The following is a 16,737-nucleotide window of genomic DNA, read 5'->3' on the forward strand; positions in this document are numbered from 1 at the left end:
CTCCCCTGATTCGTGCTTTGTTTGGCGTTAGAGAAGTTCGGGGGCGAGGAGATCGCGCATGGTTTCGCGGCGGCGGATGAGTTTTGCGGTGGCGCCGTCGATGAGGATCTCGGCGGGGCGGGGGCGGGAGTTGTAGTTGGAGGTTTGGGACATGCCGTAGGCTCCGGCGTCGAGGAGGAGGAGGAGGTCGTTCGGCTTTACGGGAGGCAGGACGCGGTCGCGGGCGAAGAAGTCTCCGGACTCGCAGACAGGGCCGACTACGTCTACTTTGTTCTCGTCGGTTTCCGGGAGGGGCTGCTTCCCTGCTGGTTGTTTGATGGGAATGATCTCGTGGTGCGCGTGGTAGAGTGCTGGGCGGATGAGGTCGTTCATGCCTGCGTCGGTGATGACGAAGGTTTTGGTGCCGTTCTTTTTAACGTAGAGGACGCGGGTGAGGAGCGCGCCAGCCTGCGCGATGATGAAGCGGCCGGGCTCAAGGAGGAGATGGGCGGATTCTGTTCCTAAACCCTTCGTAAGTGCAGCGGCGTACTTTGCTACCTGTTTCGCTGGATCGAACGCTGTCGCGCCGTAGTCAATGCCGAGACCTCCACCAGCGTCGACGTAGCGGATATTGTGGCCGTCTTTTCGTAGATCCGCGATAAGGCTGGTGACGCGGGTGAGCGCAGCGGCGAAGGGATCTACCTTGCGGATCTGCGAGCCGATGTGGACGGATACACCTGCGGGGTCGAGCCACTTTGACTTTTTTGCACTGCGATAGATGGCTCGTGCGGCTTTGATGTCGATGCCGAACTTGTGCTCGCTGAGGCCAGTGGAGATGTAGGGGTGGGTTTCGGTGAAGACGTCGGGGTTGACGCGGAGGGCGAAGCGGGCGACTTTTCCGATGGCTTCGGCGCGAGCGGCTAGAAGATGGAGTTCGGCTTCGGACTCTACGTTGAAGAGGAGGATGTCGGCTTCGAGGGCGGCGTCGATCTCCCATGTTTGTTTGCCTACGCCAGAGAAGACTACTTTTTTGAGGGCGGGTTTGTGGGCTTTGCGGACGCGTTCGAGTTCGCCGCCGGAGACGATGTCGAAGCCTGCTCCCTGTTTGGCGAGGAGACGCAGAATGGCAAGGGAAGAGTTTGCCTTGACGGCGTAGCAGATGGTGTGGGGGCGAGTGGCGAAGGCGCCTTTGAAGAGCTGGAGGCGGTGGGAGATCTGTTGGGCGGAGTAGACGTAGAGAGGTGTGCCGTGTTCGGCGGCGAGCGCGGTGAGGTCGGCTCCGTCGCAGTAGAGGAGACGATTGCGGTAGGCAAAGGGGCGTGGATTGGCCTCGATTAGAGGCGGGGTTGCGGCGATCTTTTTTGACAAACTTAGGTGCTCTTTACGGGAAACGCGTAGGGGGCTTCGGGGATGATGACCCAGGCGGCGATGTAGGCGATGGCGCCGACGCCGGTGAGGACGATCATGAGTGCGGTGAGAACGCGGACGAGGTTGAGATCCCAGCCGTAGTGGAGGGCGAAGCCTGCGCAGACGCCGGCAATCATGCGGTTGGTGCGTGGGCGTGTGAGTTGCGTGGTTGCGGCCGGGTAGTAGCCCATCGGGGGAGGAACTGACGGCGCGGGCGCTCCACAGGCAGTACAGAAGCGGGAGGAGGGATCGACTTTATTGCCACACTGTGTGCAGTACATAGGTGTCTCCGAGAGCTTCTATTTTGCCATATGCTCTCGAGGTTGAATACGCAAAGATTGGGCTGTTAGTTCAGTTTATCCGACAGTTAGCGGTTCAGCTGCTGGGAGAAGAAGTCGGCCATGTAGCCGTAGGCTTCTTTGGTCTCGGGGAGGCTGATGTCGTTCCAGAAGGCGTGGGGAAGGGCTTCGAAGACGATGAGACGGGCGTCATCTCCACTGCGGAGGAAGGCGCGATGCAGGATGCCGGTGCCGCTGAGGAGAATGTCGCGGCCGCTGGTGATGAAAAGGGTGGGAGGCATGCCGTGGAGGTCGGCGTAGAGGGGCGAGAGAACGGGGTATTTAGGGTCGGTGGTGCCGGTGTACTCGGTGCTGCGAGGCTCGGTGCCGGCTACTGAGAGGCTGCCGGTGAGGCCGCGGAGGGCATAAAGGGAGAGGGAGTCGCCGTTCTGGCTGAAGTCGCCCATGCCGGAGAAGATGCCGAGGGCTGCGGGGAGGGGCAGGTTGAGCTGCTTGAGGCGGACGGCTACTTCGGCGGTGAGGATGGCTCCGGCAGAGGTGCCGTAGAGGGCGATGTGGGCGGGCTTGTAAGTCTTGAGGAGGTCGCGGTAGACGGCGATGGTGTCGTCGATGGCGGCAGGAAAGGGGTGCTCGGGTGCGAGGCGGTAGAGGACGGCAACGACGCGGGTGTGAGTGAGGTTGGCGATGGGGATGGACTCGGTGAAGGAGCCGGAGTCGGAGTTGAAGCCGCCGCCGTGGACGTTGATGAGGACGTGGTCGGGGTGTGTGTCTTCAAGGGGGAGGACGTTGCGTACCGGGACGTTGGCGATGGTGAGCGATTCGATCTTGACGGGGTAGGCTTTGCGGGATGTTTCGCCGGCGCGGGTCTGCCAGGCGTCGGTGCTGGTGCGGCGCTCGGCCAGGGTTCGGTTTTCGGCTCCGGCGGGGCGGCGTAGGGAGGCTTGGGCCTCGGAGCTGATGGTGGTGGGGACGGGAACGACGCGGGTGATGTGTGCGGTGCCGTTGGCGTCGAGGGTGCTGGTGTTGGTTCGCGGGGGCTGTTGGGCGGAGAGGGTTGTGGCGACTGCTATCAGGGTGATGAGGGCTAGGTGGGCTCGCATAGGTTTGATCAGGCTAGCAGAGCTTGCGGGGTAAGCCTGGGTTCGCTTACTTGCTCGCAATCGTCGCGACTTGGATTGCGCTTGCTTCGCCGCATGTGTCCTGCCGGACGGGCCCACTGCGCGTGGCGCGGCCACTTCGTGGCGTGCGTGTCGTGCTGCGCACCTTTATTTTCCGGTGTAGGGCGTCTTGAGGTAACGGTGGGCTGCGTCGGATTGGGATTGATCGCCGCCTCCGGCTGAGGCTAGCTCGTATTGTTTGGTAGCTTCTTCGCGTTTGTGGAGGAGGTCGAACATCTCGCCGGCGTTGAGCTGGGCGCGACGGCGGATCCAGTCGCTGCAGGTTGGTTGGGCAGCGGCCTTGATGTAGTTCTGGGCGGCGGCGGCGATCTGGTTCTGGCCGCGCTGGGTGTCGGCAAGACCGAAGTAGGTCATGTGGAGGCGCGGCTCGATGAAGTAGCCGGGCTTTTTGGCGTCGGCGAGAATCGCGTTATAGAGAGTGATGGCTCCGGGACCGTTGCCGGAGTCCTTGGTGAGATTGGCCACCTCGAGGCGGAAGAGATAGTCGCGGGGATACTGATCGGCGAGGCCCTTCTGGACGGCGATGGCTTCGGCGTAGCGGGCGTCGTGGCGCAGGAAGAGCGAGAGCGCGGTGCGGGACTCGATGGGCGTGACGATACCGTGGGCGGCGGATTCACGGAGGAGGTCGAGGCCTTTTTCTTTGTTGCCCCCTACGCCGGCGATTCCTACTAGCATGCGGACGAGGCGTGGGAGGCTGGCAACGGCGAACTGTTGGATACCCATAGCCATCTTGGCGTCGGCGTAGTCGGGGTCGATCTTGAGGGTAGCTTCGCTGTCGTTGCGGGAGGCAAGACCCTGACGGGCTGCGGCGACGTAACTGTGATCAACGAGCGTGATGAAGGCGGCGTGCATGCCGCGGGCGTATCCGCGGGCGAAGTAGGCGTTGGCGTCGTTGGGATTGGCTTTAATCTGCTGATCGGCGAGGGCTACGGCCTGGTTTGTGAGGGATTCGATGCGGTCGCGGATGGGTGGGGGAACGGGGACGTTGCGTTTGGAGGTGAGGAAAGAGTCGTGGGCGTAGTAGGTGGTGTCGAGGAGATCCTGACGGTAGAGCTCACGGAAGACGAGGGTAAGCAGGATGTTGCCGGTGGCGATGACGCTTTGCGGATTGGCGCGCTGCACGGCCTCGAAGCGGGAGAGAGCGCCTTCATAGTCGAGGTCGTAGAAGTGCTCGAAGGCGTCGCGAACCTGGGGGGTGAGGTTGATGGGGTCGGTGTGGGCGGCAGGATTGTAGGACTGCGAGTGGGAGGGAGCAGCCAGCGCGAGTGCGAGGAGGAGGCTGAAAGTTTTGACGCTGCGTTTTATAGTTCTTCTCCGGGCCATGGGCTGCGAAGCGTTTAAGGAAGTTGGCAGCTTGCGATGCAGACTCTGATGCTGAGACTCATCTTTGATAGCGTACACGGAGTTGGACGCATGACATCGCAGACTGTACCCTGTGGGCATCGGGACGGACCGAGATGCAGCGGTATCCTTCTTTCAAACGGAAACGGATTTTATGACACGGGTTGAGTTGCTTCAGTTACTAGTCGGGCAGGCGCGTAGCAACGGGTTCGAGTTCCGCAAATGGTATGTGGGGAAGCTTGGTTTGCCGTGGCAGAGCGCGCGGCATGCAGTGGAGATGCTGGCAGCGGAGCGGCGTTACTATGCGCTGCTGTTCTCGCATGAGTTTGCGTCGAGTTTCTGGAAGCCGGGGGAGTTGATGACCTTCCAGGTTCCAATGCAGTCGTTTACGCGCAGGATGAAGGACGGGTCGATCGGGACGGTGCAGCGGAAGGGATATACGCGACGGAGCGCGAGGGAGGATGCGTGGCTCTATCACCTGAAGGAGATGGCTGCTGCCGAAGAGCCGCTTCGTTATATGCGACGTTACCTGCGGGTCGAGGACGATCTGGAAGAAGAAAAGGCTGAGGCTGCGGTAGGTGAGTCGGAGGAATAAACCGCCGAGCTCGCGACCTTGAAACGGCGGTTTCGAAATCTACTTTTTCTTACGCCTGGTGGGTTGGTCGATCGATGGGCGAAAGACTGTGGGCTTTGCGAATGGCGAGGATCTGCTTGAGGTGATGCTCGCCGTGAATGAGCTGGAACTTTCGCCACTGATTGACGTCGAGCGGGCCGAGGACTGCGTGGCTGGCAAACTTGCATTTGGTTCCAAAGAACTCTTCCGCTTCAGCGCAGAGCAGGTCGAGGTGAGCGAGATGTTCGGCGGCGGCGGTGGTGAGCTCTTCGCCGCAGAGAGGATGGGCCGTGGGAGCAGGCGTCACCATGGGCGGAGCTTTGCGTCCGTGCGGGAAGTAGCCGAGACGGATAAGCGTGTACTGGCCGAGATGTTGGGGGATGCTGGGCTTTGCGCGGGTGGGAGCTTGTTTGGCGAGTCGGGCGTTGAGAGCCAGCTCGGTGCCGGAGTAACTGAGCAGGAGATGCTCCATGATCTGCTGGATGGTCCACTTATGGGGGCGCGAGGGTGGTTGGAGCTGGGTTTGAGCGGCGTCGAGTCCGCCGAGGGAGAAGGCGATCTCGCGCTGAAGGCGATGGAGGGTTGAGTTCATAAGACAGGACTACGTTACACCGGTTACAGACGTGGGGGCTAGTGTCTCTGCGGGTGTGCGGAGGAGATGGACTGGCAGGGATCTGCGGTGGCCGGTTACTTGAGTTGATCCAATGCCTTATGAGCTTCTTTCGCTCTTTCGCCATCGGGATCGAGCTTCAGGTAGGTCTGGAACTCGGCGATAGCCTCGTCTTTCTTCTTCATCTTTTGTGCGATCTCGGCGAGGGCGTAGTGCGCGGCTGAGTAGTCAGGCTGGGTTTTGACGGCGTCCTGGGCGCGAAGGTAGGCACCGGGAAGGTTATCGTCGCGCATATAGAACTTTGCGACTTTCAGGTCTTCGTCTACGCGCTCGTCGTCTGTTTGGACACGCTTGACCTTGGGGAGCTTGCGGTGGACGGAGCTGCCTTCGGTGCCTGGCTTCGGCATGTCGGTGTCGGGAACGGCGTCGGGGTCTGGGGTGGAGCTGGAGTCGGAGCTGCTGCTACTGCTGCTGGAGTCGTCGCCTGGAAGTCTGGGGGCGGGCGTTGTGGGAAAGGGATGCTCCTCTGCAGCTGAGGAGGGTTTTGTGGCGGGACTGGGGGAGTCGGGCGGAGGTGTTGGGGAAGAGTCTGAAGGGGTCGAAGGCTTTGCGGGGCTCCCGGGGAAGGGGAACTGTTCGGCGGTTGAGGGCTTCTTTACCGATGGCGGCGGGGAGCATGGCGTGGCGGGTTGAGATGTGTTTTGACCGGGAGCCGGGCATGGTGCGGGTGGGTTTTGCGCTGGCGTGGACTGGGCATGGCAGGCTGCGGAGAAGAGGAACACAGCGAGCGTTGCGCGGGTTTTAGAGCCGGTTGTCATGAGGTTCAGAGTTCTTATTCGGTACTTGGACGGTGTTGCGAGGTGGTTTGTTATAGTCAGCTCACCTTGGCTGTTTCTCTGCCACTATTTTAACCGTTTTATTTTTATTATTTTATTGGATGGAACTTCTTTGACTATGGTTGATGGGCTAATTATTCGTTCTTCGTCGATTCATGCAGCGGGCTGTTATACCACGCGGGCGATCAAGAAAGGGAAGCGGGTCTGCGAGTATGACGGGCCGCGGTTTACTAAGGACGAGGCGGACGACAGATATCAGGATCGGGATATTACCTACCTGTTCAGCTGCGGGGAGAATGGGTTGGTGATCGACGGGTTTGGTACGGCCATGTTTATCAATCACTCTTGCGATCCAAACTGCGAGTCGGAGAACGTCGATGGTCGCGTGTTTGTGGTTGCGATCCGGGATATCGCCGCCGGCGAGGAGTTGACCTATGAGTACAACCTCTACGACAGCGACGATGACGAGCAGAACTGCTATTGCGGAGCGACGAAGTGCCGGGGGACGATGTTCAGCGAGGCTGAGGTGAAGCGGCGGGCGCGGAAGGCTCGGGCTTTGGCTCGGACTGGGCGGTAGATATAACTTCAAAAGCTAAAGGCGTGCTGCGCGCACGGCGCGATCTGCCATCGAGGCTGACGCGCCTTCGGCGCCATTCGTTGCAGAGGATAAATGGCTGGGCGATGGGCGATACAATAGAGGCTGCGGACCGGTCGCGACAGTTGTGACTTCCCTATCTTTTCTATATGGCATATCAGGTACTTGCTAGGAAATACCGGCCCCAGCGTTTCGTAGATGTTGCGGGACAGGACCACGTGACCGTGACGCTGATGAATGCGCTGACACAGGGCCGCATCGCGCATGGTTATATCTTTAGCGGACATCGCGGCATTGGAAAGACGACTATTGCGCGAATCCTGGCGATGGCGCTGAACTGCCGGAATGCGATTGGGTCGGCGGTGCGGCCTACGGCAGAGCCCTGCGAGGTCTGCGAGAGCTGCACGGAGATCAAAGCAGGCAATGCGGTGGATGTGATTGAGATCGACGCAGCGACTAACCGCGGTATCGATGAGATTCGTGAGCTGCGGGATGCTGCGCGCTATCGGCCGGCTCGGGATAAGTACAAGATTTACATTCTGGATGAGGCGCACCAGATTACGGATGCGGCTTTCAATGCGCTGTTGAAGACGCTGGAAGAGCCGCCGGATCATATCGTCTTTATGATGGCGACGACGCAGCCGGAGGATATTCCGCAGACGGTGCGGTCGCGATGTCAGCACTTCAGCTTTCATGCGGTGAAGCTGGTGGACATTCTGGGTGAGTTGCGCGGCATTGCAGAGCGGGAGGGCGTAGATGCGGATGAGTCTGCGCTGAGTTTGCTGGCCGAGGCTGGCGATGGGTCGATGCGCGATGCGCTGTCGATTATGGACCAGGCGATTGCGAGCGCACCGGTGGAAGACGGGCGAGCGCGGCTGGATGCGGGACAGATTCGGGAGCTGATGGGGACGGTTCCAAATGCGGTGTTTGAGCGGATACTCGAGGCGGTAGATGGAAATCGCAGCGCAGAGGTGATTACGGTTGCGAACCAGTTGCTGGATGCGGGAAACTCTCCGGCGCAGCTGGCACGGCAGTTTGTGAGGTATCTGCGGAATGCAGTGATTGCAAAGATTGCGGGGATCGGCGTGGATGGGGCCGGTGCGGATGGGGTTGCGGGGGAACTGCTGCAGATCTCGGCCGATGAGCAGCGGCGTGCTGGGCGGTCGGCTGCGTTGTTCGGCGAAGAAGAGCTGACGCGATTTTTGCAGGTGATGCTGAGGACGTTTGATGAGTTGGGATATCGGCAGGAGCAGCGGTTTCACTTCGAACTGGGACTGTTGAAACTGGTGCATCTGCGGCGGCTGTTGCCGATTGAAGAGGTGTTGAGCCAGTTCCCTGTTGGCGGCGGCTCGCGGCCTGGCCCGGGTGTGGCGACGGCGAGGACGGTGAGCTCGGCTTCCGCGCCTGCCAGGGGTCCGGTGAGCGGAGCTGCGACGGCGCGGGTGTTGGAGACGAGCACAACGGTGGCGAGCGCCAGACCGGCGTTTTCTCCGTTTGAAAAAGACCAGAGTAGAAATCGATTTGATGAGAAGGCGGTAGCGGCTGCACCGGTTGCAGTTTTGCCTGTGGCTCCTGTTGTGTCGATCGTTGCGCCGATGCCTATGCGTGTGGCTGTTCCGACACCAGCACCCGTGGCGACTCCTGCGGAGATGGTGCTGACTGACGGTGATGTGCTCGGAGCTGCGCTGATGGAGACTGGGGATTTGGCGGAGACGGCAGTTGTGGCTTTGCCGGTGTTCGTGCCGATTGAAGAAGCGGTGGCACAGAGTGCGGGCAGCTCTGATATGCAACCGACTTCGTTACATTCTTCGGAAGAGCTGCAGAGGGTGGCTGTTGATGCGTCGTCGGCTGCAAAGAATCAGGCGACAGCAGCGGATGCTCTGGCGGATGCAGAGTGGACCGTAACGGAGAACGAAATTCGGGTGCAGACGGAGCTTTCAAAGACGATGCTGCCGATGGTGATCAACGCGGAGGCAGAGAAGCTGGTAAAGACTGCACTGCGAGGTGCAGGTGCTGGAGCGTTGAAGCTGGTGCTACTGCCGGGCGTGAAGAGTGCTGACAGCGCAAAAAAGCCGAGGGCAGCGAAGAGTGGAAGCGTTCAGGCAAAGGCGTTGGAGCATCCAATTGTGCAGAGGGCGCAGACGTTGTTCAATGCCGAGGTTCGGAATGTGATCGATCTGCGGGATAACGATTAGGCACGAAGAGCAGGTTTGGGGGTGAGGATGGATTTTTCTGATCTGGGTAAGATGAAAGAGATGATGGGGCAGGCGAAGCTGATGCAGGAGCAGATGGAGAAGAAGCTCGCTGCGACGGTGGTGGAAGCTTCAAGCGGCGGCGGGGTGGTGACGGTGCGGATGAATGGCAAGAAGGAAGTCCTTCGGGTAAAGATTGAGTCGACTGCGATGGGAAGTTCGGCAAGCGATCTGGAGTTGCTGGAGGATCTGATTGCGGCGGCGGTGAATGAGGCGGGGCGGCGGGCCGATGAGGCGATGAAGTCGAGCGTGGCCGGAATGATGGGTGGGCTGGGCCTGCCGGATCTGCCGGGGTTGGGCTAGGTGGCTGGTTCGTTCCATGCAGCGCCGAGCCGCTTTGCGGAGCCGATGTCGCGGCTGATCGAGGAGTTGAGGAAGCTCCCTGGAATTGGAAGCAAGAGTGCGCAGCGGCTGGCGTTTCATGTGCTGCGGTCCTCGGCGGAGGATGCCGAGGCTTTGTCAGTTGCGATCCGTGAGTTGAAGCTGCATCTGCGGCTGTGCTCAGTCTGCAACAACATCACCGACGTCGATCCTTGTGGATATTGCACGAGTCCGGTGCGGAATCAGCGGGTGGTTTGCGTGGTGGAAGAGCCTACCAATATTGCGACGATTGAGAAGACGCGGAGTTATCACGGGGTGTATCACGTGCTGCATGGGACGCTGTCGCCGATTGGTGGAGTGGGCCCGGAGCAGTTGCGAATTGCGAATCTGCTGACCCGGTTGGCGGAGGTGGATGAGGTGATCCTTGCGACTTCGCCGACGACTGAGGGCGAGGCGACGGCTGGGTATCTTGCGCTGGAGTTGCGCAAGACAAAGGGCGAGGTAAAGGTGACGCGGATTGCTACGGGAGTCCCGGCGGGGAGCGATATTGAATACGCCGATGAAGTGACGATGACACGAGCGATGGAGGGACGGCGCGAGTTCTAGCTGCATGACCTGAGATGATTTGCTTGTGTGGCTCGTTTTCTTGAGTGAACTCGCCTTCTTTGTCGCTCCCAAGATTAAGAATCGCTGAATGCCTCGTCAACACTGTGTAACAAGGCAGTGTTATAAAAACAGTATGACTGTGAATAACGCGCTGTCCCGCCGCGGCTTTCTTCGACAGAGTTTTGCTTTTAGTGCGCTAGCCGGGCTTGGCAGTTTACCTTCTTTGGCTGGTGCGAAACCTGCGGGGTCCCGGGGTGGGTCGCGGTTGTTGATGGTGGGGGATTGGGGTTATGAGGACTTCCAGGCCCAGAGCCGCGTGGCCGCTGCGATGCAGGCGTATGTGCGGGAGCAGGGGTTCAGGACCGAGGGGCTGCTTATGCTGGGGGATAACTGGTATGGGCCGTTGCCGGGCGGGGTGAAAGACCCGCGGTGGAAGACGCAGTTTGAGGAGATGTATCCGAAGAGCGTGTTCGACTGTCAGGCGTATGCAATTCCGGGCAACCATGACTACCAGACGATGCCGGCGAGCAAGGTGGCGGCGGAGCTAGAGTATGCGAAGGCAGGTAGGACGCGGTGGACGATGCCTTCGCTCTGGTACAGCTTTGAGTTTCCGGCGAAGAAGCCGTTGATGACGGTGATTGCGCTGGACAGCAACATGCCGCACGAGGACGGCAAGCCGAACAAAGGAGAGAACTTTACCTTGACTCCAGCGCAGCAGGCGGATCAGTTGACCTGGCTGGCGGCGGAGTTGGAGAAGCCAAGGACGACTCCGTTTCTTATTGTGATGGGGCATCATCCGATCTTTTCGAATGGGCCGCATGGGGATCATAAGGTGCTGGTTCGGGACTGGGAGCCGCTACTAAGGAAGCATAAAGCTCATATGTATCTGGCCGGGCATGATCATGATATGCAGCATCTGGAGTTTGAGGGGCATCCTACTTCGTTTGTGTTGTCCGGTGGGGGTGGCGCGGACTTGTATCCTCTTGTGATTGATGAGGCTCAGCGTGGGCCTTATGCGCAGCGGGTTTATGGGTTCAGCGATCTTGAGGTTACTCCGGAGACGCTTACGCTGAGGCATCTGGATGAGAAGGGGCGGTTGATCCACGCGTTTACTAAGAAGGTGGATGGGACGGTTACTAACTTCGCTTGAATACTGCTTGCGCTTCGCGCCGTATCGTCCTGCCGGACGGGCTCCCTGCGCGGGAGGCGGTCACTTCGTGACGTGTGTACCGGTCTCGATGGGTTAGGAGTGTGGGTCCTCCCTTTGGTCGGAAGAAAATTAGTCGGCATTAGGTTTTGCGCGGAGGTTGCCGCCGGTCATTTGGTTGGGTTGTTCTACGTTTAGCAGCGACAGGATAGTGGGGGAGATGTCGCGCAGGCTGCCGCCTTCGCGCATGGTTGGCTTGTTGCCGTCTTTGGTGATGTAGAGGAAGGGTACGGGGTTGGTGGTGTGGGCCGTGTGCGGGCCGCCGGTTGCGGGGTCGATGAGCATCTCGGCGTTGCCGTGGTCGGCGGTGACCAGAAGCGAGCCGCCGCGTTGTTTGATGGCTTGATAGATGCGGCCTAGTTGGGTGTCCACGGTTTCGACGGCGCGGATGGTGGGCTCCATCTTGCCGGAGTGGCCAACCATGTCGGCGTTGGCGAAGTTGACGATGATGACGTCGAAGGCGGTGTCGTTGACGGCTTTGAGGACGGCATCGGCGATGCCTGCGGCGGACATCTCGGGGGCGAGGTCGTAGGTGGCTACCTTTTGCGAGTCGACGAGGGCGCGGTCTTCGCCGGGGAAGGGCTTTTCGATGCCGCCGTTGAAGAAGTAGGTGACGTGGGCGTATTTCTCGGTCTCGGCTACGCGGAGGTTGCGGAGGTTGGCCTGGGACATGAGGTTGGCTAGGAGATTGTCCATCGACTCGGCGGGGATGACGATGGGGAGTTTGAAGTTTTTGTCGTACTGGGTCATGCAGACGTAGTGGAGGTTGGAGGGGATGAGGTCGAGGGGGATCTCGGCGTCGAGTTCGGCGGCTTTGGGGAGTTGATGGCCCTGGCTGCCGATGGGGTCGGCGGTAAGGCCGGACTTGCGGGTGAGGACGCGGGTGATCTGGCGGACGCGGTCGGCGCGATAGTTGAAGTTGATGACGACGTCTTCGTCGCGGATGAGGGCGATGGGGTCGCCTTCTGAGTTAGTGCAGGTGAAGGGTGGGATGAACTCGTCGGTAATGCCGCTGTTGTAGAGGTCCTTGATTCGAAGGAGTGGGTCAGGGTAGGTGCCGCCTTCGGGGTGGCCGGTAACGAGGGCGTCAAAGGCCTGGTGCTCCTTCTCCCAGCGGCAGTCGCGGTCCATGGCGTAGTAGCGGCCGCTGACGGAGGCGATGTGGCCGATGCCGGCTTCGCGGAGGGTCTGCTGGAGTAGTTCTAAGTAGCCGAGGCCGCTGGTAGGCATGGTGTCGCGGCCATCCATAAAGGCGTGGATGTAGACGCGGGTGAGCCTATGCCGGGCGGCCATGCGGATGAGGGCGTCGAGGTGGCGCTGGTGGGAGTGGACGCCGCCGTCGGAGAGGAGGCCGATGAGGTGGAGTGCTCTTCCCTTCTGGGCTGTCAGCTCATAGGCGCGGACGAGCGTGGGGTCGGTGTAGAGGCTGCCGTCGAGGATCGCGGTGTCGATGCGGGTCATGTCCATGCGGACGATGCGGCCGGCACCCAGGTTGAGGTGGCCGACTTCGCTGTTGCCCATCTGGCCGTCGGGGAGGCCGACGAAGTGTTCGCTGGCGCGGAGGAGAGTGTTGGGGTAGTCGCGGAGGAGCGCGTCGTAGGTGGGTTTGCGGGCCTGGGCGATGGCGTTGCCGTGGGTCTCGGCGCGGTAACCCCATCCGTCGAGGATGGTGAGGACTACAGGTGCTTTGGGCATGATGGGCTTGTCTCTCGCGGATGGTTGTGGGTTCGAGGCTCGTGGTCAGGATATCAACAAAGCCGGGGAGTGTTGATTCGGGGATCGGCGTTTGAACTGGCAGCGGCAAATGCTTGTTTCGACCGTGGCACTCACGATGGTGTTATTAGCGCCTTTCCTCAGGATGACACCACCTCTTTGGGTTGGCAAAAAAGAGAACCGGTAACGACGAACAGCAGTTTTTTCACTTCGCGAAACAAAAATCTCGTTCCTGTCGAAAGGACAGTTCTTCGGGGAGTTCCGTGAGTAACGCGGGGGGTTACAATCACGAGGGTGGTTCGTTGGGTGGATATGCGATGAAGTCTTCTCAAGAGGATGCGGCAGCGGTGGACCGAACTCCTCGGCGAATGGAGCTGCCAGGGCTGCAGGGTGTTGACCTGCATGCGGAGTATCACTCGGTGCGGACGGGCGGAGACTTTTTTGATGCGGTGGACCTTGGCTCGCATGTGATCTTTCTGCTGACCGATATTGCGGGCACCAAAGAAGCAACGCAACCGATTGCGGCCGAGGTTCAGAGGATCTTTCGCGGGAGCGCTACAGAGCTGCTGGGGCCGGCTGGCACGAATGTGATGGATGCTACGGCTCAGCTGGCGCAGGCGGTGAACCATGCGTTGATCCGGGCGGCGAAGGGAGTTCGATTTTCCCCGACCTTTCTGGGTTGCTACGATGTGTCGCTTGGGGTTCTTGCCTATGTGAATGCGGGTGGCCTGACGGCGGTGTTTCATGACGCGGAGGGTGCGCGAATTCTGCCGAGCGAATCGGCTCCGCTGGGTCTGTTTACGCACCTGACGCATGAGCCTGTGATGCAGGCGTTTGAGCCAGGGGCAAAGCTGCTGCTGGTGACCAAGGGTGTAATGGAGACGCAGCATGGACGGACGCACTTTGGGGTAGAGCGTCTGATTCCGCTGCTGGATGAGACCCAAACCCAATCGGCGACGGAGATTTGCCGCGCGGCGTTGAAGGCGGCCGAGGAATTCAAGCGGGTTCCCTGGTATAGGGGGCTCAATCCCTTTGGGCCGCGACGGGACGATGAGGATCTGACTGCGCTTGCGCTGGTGAGGCACGCCAAAGCGGGTTAGGGTGCGGTGGTTCGATGGAAATGCTCACAGCGAGCCTGATGCGCCTCGGGCGCCTTTTCTACGGGATTTACGGGACAAGAGCGGGGAGGAGTTCGGTGGCGGTGCCGAGGAGGATCTCGTCGAAGGCTTCATGGTTGAGTGGTTCTTCGGGGCCGATGTAGATGGTGCGAGTGCCCTGCTGGTTGGCGATGTGGACGAGGCCGGCAGCAGGATAGACGGAGCCGGAGGTGCCTACGACGAGGAGGACAGTGGCGCGTTCGAGCTTGCGGTAGATGGCGTCCATGTCGAGGGGGATTTCGCCGAACCAGACGATGTGAGGACGGACGGGGGAGCCGCAGCGATCGCAGGTGGGGAGGGTTGCGGCGGTCTCGTAGAGAGCGGTGTCTGAGAAGGGCTGGTTGCAGCGGGTGCAACGGGATTGGAAGAGGTTGCCGTGCATGTGGTGGATGCGCTGGGAGCCGGCTTGCTCGTGGAGTTCATCGACGTTTTGCGTGCAGAGGTAGAAGCGGTCGCCTAGTTGATGTTCGATTTTGGCGAGGGCGATGTGCCCAGCGTTGGGTTGGGCAGAGATGGCATTGCGGCGGCGCTGGGAGTAGAAGTGCCAGACGAGTTCGGGATCGGCGGCCCAGGCTTCTGGAGTGGCTACCTGCTCGACGCGATAGCCGTTCCAGAGGCCGCCGGAGCCGCGGAAGGTGGCGAGGCCGCTTTCGGCGGAGATACCGGCTCCGGTTAGGACGAAGAGACGGTCTTGTGGGGTTACGTGCATGAGGGTTTTGATGCGGTTGTCCTGCCTGACGGGCCCGCTGCGCTTGGTCACCCCGCAAACAAAGACCTGTTTGCGGGGACCCCGATTCGGGCGGTCACTTCGTGACTTGTGTTGCTTGTTTAGAGGCATGAGTCCTCGCGTTGCTCGGCTTTGGATTCCGAGCAACGCGAGGACCTTTGATGCTTGGCTGCCGAGACCGGTATACCCGTCACGAAGTGACCGCGCGCCGCGCAGGCGGCCCGTCCGGCAGGACATTTTTATTCGCCGAAGTTGACGGACTCGATGCCGAGGAATTCGGCGGACTGGCCTAGCTCTTCTTCGATGCGGAGGAGCTGGTTGTACTTGGCGATGCGGTCGGTGCGGGAGGCACTGCCGGTTTTGATCTGGCCTGCTCCTGTGCCTACGGCCAAGTCAGCGATGAAGGTGTCTTCGGTCTCGCCGCTGCGGTGGCTGATGATACTGGTGTAGCCGAAGCGACGGGCCAGCTCGATGGCTTCGAGGGTCTCGGAGACAGTGCCGATCTGGTTGACCTTGATGAGGATGGAGTTGGCTACTTTTTGTTCGATTCCCTGCTGGAGGCGCTGGGTGTTGGTGACGAAGAGGTCGTCGCCTACCAGCTGGACCTTGTCGCCGAGGACTTCGGTGAGGTGCTTCCAGCCGTCCCAGTCGTCTTCGGCGAGGCCGTCTTCGATGCTGATGATGGGATACTGGCGAACCCAGTTTTCCCAATAGGCGGTCATCTCAGCGGAGGAGAGCTCGCGCTTGTCGGATTTTTTGAAGACGTACTTGCCGGTCTCTTTGTTGTAGAACTCGCTGGAGGCGGGGTCTAGAGCGATGGAGATATCTTCGCCTGCGGTGTAGCCGGCGAGTTGGATGGCCTCGAGGATGAGGTCGAGAGCTTCGTCGTTGGATTTGAGTGAGGGAGCAAAGCCGCCTTCGTCGCCTACGGCGGTGTTATAGCCCTTCTTCTTGAGAACGCCTTTGAGGGTGTGGAAGACCTCGGTGCCCCAGCGGAGCGCGTCGGAGAAGGTTTCGGCGCCGACGGGCATGACCATGAACTCCTGGAAGTCGACGTTGGAGTCTGCGTGACTGCCGCCGTTAAGGATGTTCATCATGGGCGTGGGGAGGAGGCAGGCGTTGACTCCACCGAGGTAGCGGTAGAGCGGGAGTTTGAGGGCTTCGGCGGAGGCGCGGGCTACGGCCATGGAGACGGCGAGGATGGCGTTGGCGCCTAGTTTCGATTTGTTCTCCGTGCCGTCGATGTTGATCATGGTCGCGTCGATGAGGCGCTGGTTGCTGGCGTCCATGCCGGTGAGTTCGGGACCGAGGATGGTCTCGACGTTTTCGACGGCCTGGAGGACGCCTTTACCGAGGTAGTGCTCTTTATCTCCGTCGCGAAGTTCTACGGATTCGTGCTCTCCGGTGGAGGCTCCGCTGGGTACGGCGGCACGGCCTTTGGCTCCGCTGTCGAGGAGGACGTCGGCCTCGACAGTGGGATTACCGCGGGAGTCAAGAATTTCGCGTGCATGGATTGAGACGATCTCGGTCATGTTGCTCCTGAATTGTGATTGGCTTGGCGTTGCGGAATGTTGGGCTACGACGCGGTGGTTCAAGCGTTCGTTTAACTTTGGGCGACGGTCGACTGGGAGGGTGCTGCCACCTGCGAGGGTGATGGACTCGACAAGCTTTGCGTCGGATGGGCTCACCTGTCGGATTCTAGCAAAGGAGACGTTGAGATTGCCGCAACGTCCAATGAATCGATGAGCGTTACCTGAGCGTTGAAGGGCTTATTAGCAGGGTCGATTCCGGGGTAAGGAATTTGTTCCATGGAAGCCGGGGGAGTTTTATTCTTTGGAGTAATAAGGGTGCTGAAAGACCGGGCGCTCTAGTTGGTCCAAGAAATTTTCACCGAGG

At 60.2% G+C, this 16,737-nt stretch carries 17 protein-coding genes; 8 read left to right on the plus strand and 9 right to left on the minus strand.

The features are described 5' to 3' along the window. Window positions 1-27: 27 nt before the first annotated feature. The 4 genes from lysA to RBB75_RS18785 all read right to left on the minus strand — a co-directional run bounded on the left by lysA (window position 28) and on the right by RBB75_RS18785 (window position 4,186). A complete protein-coding gene (gene lysA / locus RBB75_RS18770; RefSeq protein ID WP_353068956.1) occupies window positions 28-1,347 on the minus strand; it encodes a diaminopimelate decarboxylase in 1,320 nt (439 codons plus the stop codon). A gap of 2 nt (window positions 1,348-1,349) precedes the next feature. Then, window positions 1,350-1,667 (minus strand): PspC domain-containing protein, encoded by a 318-nt coding sequence (locus tag RBB75_RS18775; RefSeq protein ID WP_353068957.1) that lies wholly within the window; start codon window positions 1,665-1,667, stop codon window positions 1,350-1,352. Between the two features lie 86 nt (window positions 1,668-1,753). Next, window positions 1,754-2,785, minus strand: coding sequence for an alpha/beta hydrolase (locus tag RBB75_RS18780; RefSeq protein WP_353068958.1), 1,032 nt, complete (start codon window positions 2,783-2,785; stop codon window positions 1,754-1,756). 165 nt (window positions 2,786-2,950) lie between these two features. Continuing rightward, complete coding sequence (locus RBB75_RS18785) at window positions 2,951-4,186, minus strand: tetratricopeptide repeat protein (protein ID WP_257030933.1); 1,236 nt, start codon at window positions 4,184-4,186, stop codon at window positions 2,951-2,953. 172 nt (window positions 4,187-4,358) lie between these two features. Between RBB75_RS18785 and RBB75_RS18790 the strand changes: the two genes are divergently transcribed. Continuing rightward, on the plus strand, window positions 4,359-4,799 hold the full coding sequence (locus RBB75_RS18790; protein ID WP_179638150.1) for a hypothetical protein: 441 nt from the start codon (window positions 4,359-4,361) through the stop codon (window positions 4,797-4,799). Between the two features lie 49 nt (window positions 4,800-4,848). On the opposite strand, the gene RBB75_RS18795 is transcribed toward RBB75_RS18790, so the two are convergent. Together RBB75_RS18795 and RBB75_RS18800 are read right to left on the minus strand one after the other, a co-directional pair. Next, window positions 4,849-5,409, minus strand: a complete 561-nt coding sequence (locus RBB75_RS18795; protein ID WP_179638151.1) for a DinB family protein — start codon at window positions 5,407-5,409, stop codon at window positions 4,849-4,851. A 95-nt stretch (window positions 5,410-5,504) separates the two neighbouring features. Further along, window positions 5,505-5,834, minus strand: a complete 330-nt coding sequence (locus tag RBB75_RS18800) for a tetratricopeptide repeat protein (protein ID WP_179638152.1) — start codon at window positions 5,832-5,834, stop codon at window positions 5,505-5,507. On the opposite strand from RBB75_RS18800, the gene RBB75_RS18805 reads away from it, so the two are divergent. The 6 genes from RBB75_RS18805 to RBB75_RS18830 all read left to right on the plus strand — a co-directional run bounded on the left by RBB75_RS18805 (window position 5,818) and on the right by RBB75_RS18830 (window position 11,187). After that, the gene (locus RBB75_RS18805) at window positions 5,818-6,120 is read left to right on the plus strand and encodes a hypothetical protein (RefSeq protein ID WP_179638153.1); all 303 of its coding nucleotides are present in this window, start codon (window positions 5,818-5,820) and stop codon (window positions 6,118-6,120) included. The two genes, RBB75_RS18800 and RBB75_RS18805, sit on opposite strands and share 17 nt — an antisense overlap. A gap of 261 nt (window positions 6,121-6,381) precedes the next feature. Continuing rightward, window positions 6,382-6,840 (plus strand): SET domain-containing protein, encoded by a 459-nt coding sequence (locus RBB75_RS18810; RefSeq protein WP_179638909.1) that lies wholly within the window; start codon window positions 6,382-6,384, stop codon window positions 6,838-6,840. A gap of 167 nt (window positions 6,841-7,007) precedes the next feature. Then, entirely contained in the window at window positions 7,008-9,053 is a 2,046-nt protein-coding gene (gene dnaX, locus RBB75_RS18815) for a DNA polymerase III subunit gamma/tau (RefSeq protein ID WP_179638154.1), read from the plus strand. 27 nt (window positions 9,054-9,080) lie between these two features. Continuing rightward, on the plus strand, window positions 9,081-9,413 hold the full coding sequence (locus RBB75_RS18820; RefSeq protein WP_179638155.1) for a YbaB/EbfC family nucleoid-associated protein: 333 nt from the start codon (window positions 9,081-9,083) through the stop codon (window positions 9,411-9,413). 45 nt (window positions 9,414-9,458) lie between these two features. Next, window positions 9,459-10,037, plus strand: a complete 579-nt coding sequence (gene recR, locus RBB75_RS18825; protein WP_353070414.1) for a recombination mediator RecR — start codon at window positions 9,459-9,461, stop codon at window positions 10,035-10,037. A gap of 133 nt (window positions 10,038-10,170) precedes the next feature. After that, window positions 10,171-11,187 carry a metallophosphoesterase gene (locus tag RBB75_RS18830; RefSeq protein WP_353068959.1) on the plus strand — a complete coding sequence of 339 codons (1,017 nt, stop codon included), beginning with the start codon at window positions 10,171-10,173 and terminating at the stop codon, window positions 11,185-11,187. Window positions 11,188-11,316: 129 nt separating this feature from the next. On the opposite strand, the gene gpmI is transcribed toward RBB75_RS18830, so the two are convergent. Next, window positions 11,317-12,939 carry a 2,3-bisphosphoglycerate-independent phosphoglycerate mutase gene (gene gpmI, locus RBB75_RS18835; RefSeq protein WP_179638158.1) on the minus strand — a complete coding sequence of 541 codons (1,623 nt, stop codon included), beginning with the start codon at window positions 12,937-12,939 and terminating at the stop codon, window positions 11,317-11,319. Window positions 12,940-13,274: 335 nt separating this feature from the next. Here gpmI and RBB75_RS18840 point away from each other — a divergent pair, with 335 nt between their 5' ends. Continuing rightward, window positions 13,275-14,057 (plus strand): PP2C family protein-serine/threonine phosphatase, encoded by a 783-nt coding sequence (locus tag RBB75_RS18840; RefSeq protein ID WP_179638159.1) that lies wholly within the window; start codon window positions 13,275-13,277, stop codon window positions 14,055-14,057. A 67-nt stretch (window positions 14,058-14,124) separates the two neighbouring features. Here RBB75_RS18840 and RBB75_RS18845 read toward each other — a convergent pair whose 3' ends face one another. Both RBB75_RS18845 and eno read right to left on the minus strand, forming a co-directional pair. Then, window positions 14,125-14,874, minus strand: a complete 750-nt coding sequence (locus RBB75_RS18845) for an SIR2 family NAD-dependent protein deacylase (RefSeq protein WP_353068960.1) — start codon at window positions 14,872-14,874, stop codon at window positions 14,125-14,127. A 206-nt stretch (window positions 14,875-15,080) separates the two neighbouring features. Beyond that, window positions 15,081-16,373 (minus strand): phosphopyruvate hydratase, encoded by a 1,293-nt coding sequence (eno, locus tag RBB75_RS18850; protein WP_353068961.1) that lies wholly within the window; start codon window positions 16,371-16,373, stop codon window positions 15,081-15,083. Window positions 16,374-16,737: the final 364 nt, after the last annotated feature.

The organism is Tunturibacter empetritectus (genome assembly GCF_040358985.1).
In the GTDB taxonomy this organism is placed as follows: domain Bacteria; phylum Acidobacteriota; class Terriglobia; order Terriglobales; family Acidobacteriaceae; genus Edaphobacter; species Edaphobacter empetritectus.